The organism is Streptomyces jumonjinensis (assembly GCF_009600885.1).
Taxonomy (GTDB): Bacteria; Actinomycetota; Actinomycetes; order Streptomycetales; family Streptomycetaceae; genus Streptomyces; species Streptomyces jumonjinensis.
On sequence record NZ_VCLA01000190.1, the window covers coordinates 62,638 to 69,472 of the forward strand.

Here is a 6,835-nt window from a genome sequence, read left to right on the forward strand (position 1 = left end):
GCGGCGTCCACACCGTGCCCGCCGGTGTAGATCAGCCGCTCACGGCCCGCCCAGTCGGGGACCGGCGTACCGCCCTGGTCCAGGTGCTTCCACGCGGTACCGCTCCAGCCGAACTGGTAGACCCGGCTCTTCTCGGAGTAGTACGAGGTGTAGCCCGCGCCCGGAGTCTCCTGCTTGGTCATGGCGTTGTTGAAGAAGACGTTGCGCGGGCCGCTGGAGCCGGACCACTTCACCGCCTTCTTGCCCGCACCCCACCAGATCGGATACCAGGTGGAGGCGTCGGGGCCGCCACCGCCCTCTTCACCGCAATTGCTGCGGCAGTTGGCGGACCGGTGGTCGTAGGGGATGGCCACCTCGTTGTTCTCGAAGAGGTTGTTGCGCTCCCAGCCGCCGTGCAGGTTCAGGTCGGAGTCGAGGTCGTTGCCGATGACGACATTGCCCGAGGCCGACCACTGGAAGGTGAAGTGCCGCAGGTCCCGGGAGACATTGCCCGCGTACAGCGAGTCCCAGACCCGCGAGCCGCGGAAGTAGCCGTTGCCGCCCTTGCCCTTGTTCCAGGAGCCGTCGAGCTCGTTGTCGACGATCTGGAGGTGGTACGCCTCCTCGGTGACGATCGGGTGGGACCCGGTCATCTCCGTCTTCACCCCGCGGACCCAGGAGTCGGCGGCCCACTTGAAGACGATGCCGTGCATTTCCTCGGCGGGCGCGACATTGCCGTAGTTCTGCTCGGCCTCGGACGGGTCGCGGCCCGGGATCTCATGGGTGATGCCCAGGTCCTCGAAGCCGACGCCGAGGACCGGGTCCACCAGCGGCGCGGCCTTCGAGTCGTACGTCGCCCCGGCGATCGGAGCCGAGCCGTCCGAGACGGAGGTGACCGGAACGTCGTACTCCAGCGGCTTGTCCAGCGTCAGGGTGCGGCCGGCCGTGTCCACCGCGGCGATGGTGAAGATCTGCTGCCGCATATGCATGTTCTGCAAGGCGCCGTCACGGGGCTGGATGTCCTGCTGGGCGTAGAACTTCAGGGTGTTCGCGGCGCGGATGTTGACCAGACCGCCCACCTGGAAGTTGCTCCGCGAGCCGCCGGCGGCCAGATGGACGACCGTGTCGCCGGTGCGGGCCGCGAAGCCGGTGTCGCCGGGCTTGTCGCGCAGCTTGGATCCGGACTTCCAGTGCACATTGACCGTGCCCTCGAAGAGGTCTCTGCGATTCGCGGGCGCCGCGGCGTACTCGGACGCGTATGCCGTGTGCACCCCGCGGGACTGGACGCGGAACAGGCCGCGGCCGGGCCAGATCCATCCGCCTTTGGCCGAGCCCGAGGTCATGCCGTCCTCGTCCCAGTCCGAGCCGTCCGAGGTGAGCGCGTCGTAGCGGGTGTCGGCGTCCGGCCGGAACACGATCCGGGTGCCGCCGGGGCCGCTGCCCGCACCCCGGAGGGTGAGGTAGTCGGCGTCCACGGCGATCTGACGGGTCACGTTGAGCGTGCCCGCCGGGAGAGTGATCAGCGACAGCTTGGTGTAGCTGCCTCCCGGTGAACAGTCGGCCCGGATCCGGTCGATGGCGGCTTGAAGGCCGCGGGAGTCGTCGGCCCCGTCGTTCGGCTTGACGCCGAGGCCGGCCAGCTCCGCGGGGGTGATCCGACAGGCCGCGTCGGGGTTGGTCTGCGCCGGCCCGGGGAGGTCGGCACCACCGCGGTAGCCCGCCTTCGACCAGTCGTACAGGCCGGTCACCGGAGCGCGCCGATTGTCCTGGGACAGGTCGAGGCCGCTGATCACGGCGGCGGGGGCCGCGTGCGCGTCGGCGGCTCCTGAATCCACGGCGCCGATCGCCAAGCCCGAGGCCGCGAGCACAGCCGAAGCGCCGCTGAACGCGGCGACGGCTCTCCATCGTGCGGACAACGTTCCTCCTTGCGAGGTGGGGGAAACCGGAGGGATAGTCGCCCTGACATCGTGCTGATACATATCCAGCTGGTCAATGGTTGTCCCAGGACCAACTTGCCGTCCACATATGTGGATTGAATGCAGGAGCCTTGCAGCAGCGCCTCTCGCACGGCGTCCGCCTCCGTCGGCCTGCCCTGACGGAGCGGACCGCCGCGGCGGCGTCAGCCGCCACGCGCATGTTCAGGACCGCTCATCAGCGCCCTGGTCCTGGAGCGGCAGCGGCGGATTGGAGCCCTCCTTGAATTCGACGGTGGTGAAGACGAGCGTCGTCGCGCCGGTGTTCTCCAGGTCGTGCAGCAGGTATTCGCCGGAACCGAAGGTGAAGTGCCGGCTCTCCCCCCGCTCGTACACGACATCCCGGGTGGTGCCGTCGCTGGTGTGCTGGCGGCTGCGGCCGGCGGTGACCGCGGTCCAGAAGTAGTCCAGTACGTGCCGGTGGACCGGCAGTCGCTCGCCCGGCGCGAGGCGGATCTCCCAGACGCGGACGTGATCCGTCTCGCTGCGGAGACAGCCCCCGACACGGCCGTTGAAGGCGTTGGCCTCGAACTCGTCGCACAGCTCGCGGGACCAGCCGAGACGGTCGTCGGCCACGACCGTTCCGGCGAGCGTGAGGTCCGGCGGCAGGCCGCTGTCTCCCGTCGTCACATGCTTCATATGCTCTCTCCTTCGAAGGGGCCGGGCTGATCCGGGCGGTGGCGAGGGCAGCGGTGCGCACGGCGCCGTCCCCCATCCGGGGCAGCGGCGGTCAGACGAGCCTGCCGCCCCCGTCGACATGCAGGACCGTCCCGGTGACGTACGGATTGGACATCGCGTACAGCACGGCCCGGACCAGGTCGTCCGGGGCGCCCACGCGCCTGGCCGGATTGCGTTCCGCGATTCCCCGCAGAAACGCCGCCTTGACCTCGCCGAGGCCGTCCCAGGCTCCGGAGTCGACGATGCCCGGGGAGACGGCGTTGACGCGCACGGGCGCCAGTTCCACGGCCAGCGCCTCCACCAGGAAGGAGAGCGCGCCATTGGTCGTGGCCATCACCACCCGCTCCGGCGCCGGCCGCCATGCGGCGACCCCGGAGAAGAAGGTGAACGAGCCGCCGTCGGCCGCCTGCCCCGCCAGATGCTTGGCGAGGAGCAGCGGACCGATCACCTTGGCGGCGAACGCGCGCTGCACCGCGGCCAGCCGCAGGCCGGCGACCGGGCCGTTGGCGGGCATCGCCGCCGTCGACACCAGATGGTCGAAGCGGCCGGCCGCCGTGGCGAGCGCGGTGATCGAGTCCTCGTCGGCCAGGTCGAGCGGCTGGATGCGGGCCGGGCCGGCGAGCCCGCTCGCGGTCTCCTTCAGCCGGTCCTCGTCGGGCCCGGCCAGGATCAGCTCGGCGCCCGCCGCCGAGGCCGTCCGCGCGAGCTGCCGTCCGATGTGCGAGCCCGCGCCGACGACGATCAGGCGCCGGCCGTCAAGGGCGTCCCCGGGGTGAGCGGGAGCGGTGGCGGGATCGGTCGTGGAGGCGTTCACGGAGGCGTCCTTCGCTGGGCGGCAGCGGCCGTCCGCAGAGGGAGACGGCCCGGTACGAGGACTCTCCGGCACACCCCGGCCATACGTCCAAGACCTGGTTTCTACCGCAGCCATAAAATCCGTTCATGGCAACCCTGCGGCAGTTCGAGTACCTGGTCACCATCGTGGACACCGGCTCCTTCACCCGCGCCGCCGCACTGCTGCACGTCTCCCAACCGGCCCTGTCCCACCAGGTCCGCGCCCTGGAACGGGACGCCGGGGGCCCGCTGCTCGAACGTCTCCCCCGGTCGGTCCGGCTCACCCCGATGGGCCGCGCCATGCTCCCCCACGCCCGCGCCGCCCTCGCCGAGGCGGCACGGGCCCGCACCGCCGCCCGCCGCGCCGTGGGCCTGGAGACCGGCGAGATCCAGGTGGCCACGGTCTACTCGGTCACCCTCGGCGTACTGCCCCCGGTGCTGCGCGCCTGGCACGAGCGGCACCCCGGCGTCCGCGTCCGGCTGATGGAGTTCCCCCACACCGACGCGCTCCAGGAGGCGATGGCCAAGGGCCGGCCCGACCTCGCCGTCGGCCCTGCGCCCCACTCCTGGGACGGCCCCGTGCACGACCTGGGAACAGAGGAGTTCGTCATCGTCGTACCCGCCGGTGACCCGGCCGCCGCCGACAGCGGCACCGACCGCGTGCCGCTGGCCGCCCTCGCCCGCCGTCCGTGGGTGCACTACGCCCCGGGCCATGGCCTCGCCGAAGTCCTCGACCACGCCTGCGCCGCGGCCGGGTTCCAGCCGCTGGTCGCCGTACGCACCGAGCAGACCGCCGCCGCGCCGCTGCTCGCCGCCGCCGGGCTCGGCCCCGCCCTCGTCCCCGCGAACCTCGTCCCGCCCGGCTTCACCGGCGTACTGCTGCGCCCGGACCCTCCCGTGGACCGTCGCCTGACGGTGTACACCCGCCCCCGCCCGGACCCGCTCACCACCGCCTTCCTCGGCGCGCTCGCCCGCCACACACGCGTACGGGCGCACAGCGCGGCGGCGGACCGGCCGGAGCTCCCGTGACTCAGACGGCCGGGGCGTCGGCCCCGTCGAGAGCCTCGGCGACGACGCCGGGCAGCCAGTCGGTGGTACGGGAGAGGGGGAAACCCAGTTCCTTCGCGCGGGCGTTGCTCATGGCGTAGTGGCGGTCGAAGGAGTACGGCGAGGCCGTCTCCCCGGCGGCGACCGTCCGGTACAGGGGCCGGCGGCCGGTCCGCGCGGCGATGACGGCGGTCAGGTCGTGTACGTCGAGCAGACCGTCGGAGCAGGCGTTCACCGGGCCGGTGAAGTCGGTGGCCGTGGCCGCCCACAGCAGCAGGTCCGCCAGCTCCTCGTAGTGGATGAAGACCGAGGGCCGCGTCTCGTCGTGCACGGCGATCTCCGTGCCCCGGGTGATGTGCTCGATGTAGTGCGCCAGGCGGCCGGTGAAGTCCTGGGCGCCGCCGCCGAGCACATGAGCGGCGCGTACGGAGGCGAACGCGAAGCCGGCGTCCCGGGTGAAGACCGCCTCGGCCTGGCGCTTGCCCTCGGCGTAGTGCGCGTCCAGATGCTCCGCGTCGTGCCAGGGCAGATCCATCCGCACCGGCCAGGCGGCCAGGTCCACGTTCTCCTCCGGGACGGGTGTGCCGTACGGGACAAAGGGCAGTGCGGCGGTCGCCGGGTTGTAGACCTCGATCGTGGACGTCATGACGAACCGCCGGGTACGGCCGCGGAAGACGCGGACGGCGGCAGCCGCCTGCACCGGGGTGTAGCAGAACTGGTCGATGACGGCGTCGAAGGTGCGGGAGCCGAGGGCGGCGGTGAGAGCGTATTCATCGTCGCGGTCGGCGATGAGGTGCTCGACTCCGGGGGGCGGTGCGGAGGAGCCACGGTTGATCAAGGTGACCCGGTGTCCGGCCGCCCGCAGGCGCTGGACCAGGTGTATGCCGATGTAGCGGCTGCCGCCGATGACGCAGATTCTTTGCATGACCTCATCCTGAAAGATCTACTGTCATCAGCAGAAGTGCCGGTTCACTGGACGCGTATGAAGGAGAACTGTTGATCGACATACAGCGGCTCCGCGTCCTGCGGGCCGTGGCGGAGCACGGCAGCTTCAACCGGGCCGCGGCGGCCCTCCGCCTCACCCCCTCGGCCGTCTCCCAGCACGTGGCCGCGCTGGAGCGCAGCCTCGGCGCCCAGGTCGTGGCCCGGAGCACACGCGGGGTCACCCTCACCCGGGCCGGTCGGATCATGGTCGGGGCGGCCGAGTCGGTCGCCGCGGAGCTCGAACACGCGAAGCGACAGGTCGACCGGCTCGGGACGGGCCGCACACGGCTCACCGTCGCCACGTTCACCAGCGGCGGCAGACTCCTGCTGCCCGGCGCCCTCGCCCGGCTGACCGCCGCCCATCCCGACACCGTGCTCCATGTGAGGGAGGCCGAGCCCGAGGACAGTCTGCCCCTGGTTCGCCAGGGCGCCGTCGACCTCGCACTCGCCTATCACTTCGACGGCCCGCTGCCCGGCCGGCCGGGCGGGCACTCCGCCGTGGAGTGGACCGCGCTCCTGGACGACCCCTTGCGCGTCGTCCTGCCCCGGGGACACCGACTGGCGGACCGCGCCGCGCTCGACATCGCCGAACTGGCGGCCGAGCCCTGGGTGCTCGGCTGCCTCAAGACCGAGGCGTATCTGCGGCGCTACGCCGAGCGCGCCGGCTTCGACCCGGAGATACGCGGCACGACGACCGACTACTTCTTCGCGCGCTCGCTCGTCGCCGCGGGCATGGGGATCTCGCTGATCCCCTCCATCGCGCTGGTCCCGGAGGCGCCGGGCGTACGCACCGTCCCGATCGCGGGGCCGGGGCCGGCTCGGCACATCGGCGTCGCGACGATCAGCCGCCGCCACGGCCATCCCCCGCTCGCGACCCTGATCAACGCTCTCCAGGAGCAGGCGACGGCAGTGGACGGAACCTGACCGCGGGCCGGGGACGGCTCTCCGGTTCCGGGGACGGCGCCCTCCCGAGACCGCACGCTCCAGCCCGGCGGGGCGCTCATGGGTCGCGATGCGCGCGGCGACCGCGCCGCCGGCCTCGGACGGTATGGCCGCTTTCCGCAGTGGCGCAATCATTGGGTGGTAGGGGCCGATTTCGGCACACTGGCGAGAAACGAGATCCTCCCGGATTTCGATATCCGCATGACCATTCGGCCGCGTCAACTCCGCGCCGCCGACGCACAGGTCGGCGGCTTGCCCGACCTCTTTGAGCCACTGAAGCGCAAGAGCGGACACGGCGCCGAGAGGCCCCCATCTCCGTGCGGCGAACGAAATCTCAGAGAAATCTTATTGGATCACTCAACGAGACTCTTTATCTTTTCCGATTGCCCATCGGAAAGTCC

General features: G+C 71.4%; 6 protein-coding genes and 1 pseudogene. 3 read left to right on the forward strand and 4 right to left on the reverse strand.

Annotated features, from left to right (window positions below; translation table 11 throughout):
- The 3 genes and pseudogenes from FF041_RS38255 to FF041_RS29900 form a co-directional block, all read right to left on the reverse strand.
- Window positions 1–1,895, reverse strand: a pseudogene (locus FF041_RS38255) (discoidin domain-containing protein); the annotation flags it as partial.
- Between the two features lie 222 nt (window positions 1,896–2,117).
- Window positions 2,118–2,591 carry a cupin domain-containing protein gene (locus FF041_RS29895; RefSeq protein ID WP_153525683.1) on the reverse strand — a complete coding sequence of 158 codons (474 nt, stop codon included), beginning with the start codon at window positions 2,589–2,591 and terminating at the stop codon, window positions 2,118–2,120.
- A gap of 91 nt (window positions 2,592–2,682) precedes the next feature.
- Entirely contained in the window at window positions 2,683–3,444 is a 762-nt protein-coding gene (locus tag FF041_RS29900) for an SDR family oxidoreductase (protein WP_323393104.1), read from the reverse strand.
- A gap of 125 nt (window positions 3,445–3,569) precedes the next feature.
- On the opposite strand from FF041_RS29900, the gene FF041_RS29905 reads away from it, so the two are divergent.
- Window positions 3,570–4,490, forward strand: a complete 921-nt coding sequence (locus FF041_RS29905) for a LysR family transcriptional regulator (RefSeq protein ID WP_153525685.1) — start codon at window positions 3,570–3,572, stop codon at window positions 4,488–4,490.
- A gap of 1 nt (window position 4,491) precedes the next feature.
- Here the strand turns inward: FF041_RS29905 and FF041_RS29910 are convergent, their stop codons facing one another.
- Window positions 4,492–5,433, reverse strand: a complete 942-nt coding sequence (locus FF041_RS29910) for an NAD-dependent epimerase/dehydratase family protein (protein ID WP_153525686.1) — start codon at window positions 5,431–5,433, stop codon at window positions 4,492–4,494.
- A 71-nt stretch (window positions 5,434–5,504) separates the two neighbouring features.
- On the opposite strand from FF041_RS29910, the gene FF041_RS29915 reads away from it, so the two are divergent.
- Window positions 5,505–6,416 carry a LysR family transcriptional regulator gene (locus FF041_RS29915; RefSeq protein WP_153525687.1) on the forward strand — a complete coding sequence of 304 codons (912 nt, stop codon included), beginning with the start codon at window positions 5,505–5,507 and terminating at the stop codon, window positions 6,414–6,416.
- A gap of 78 nt (window positions 6,417–6,494) precedes the next feature.
- On the forward strand, window positions 6,495–6,835 hold a 341-nt coding region (locus FF041_RS39505; RefSeq protein WP_228388718.1), incomplete at its 3' end, for a hypothetical protein.

Excerpts from the sequence above, each read along its gene's own strand:
- FF041_RS29910 (WP_153525686.1), bottom strand. The coding sequence starts at position 5,433 with ATGCAAAGAATCTGCGTCATCGGCGGCAGCCGCTACATCGGCATACAC.
- FF041_RS29905 (WP_153525685.1), top strand. The coding sequence starts at position 3,570 with ATGGCAACCCTGCGGCAGTTCGAGTACCTGGTCACCATCGTGGACACC.
- FF041_RS29895 (WP_153525683.1), bottom strand. The coding sequence starts at position 2,591 with ATGAAGCATGTGACGACGGGAGACAGCGGCCTGCCGCCGGACCTCACG.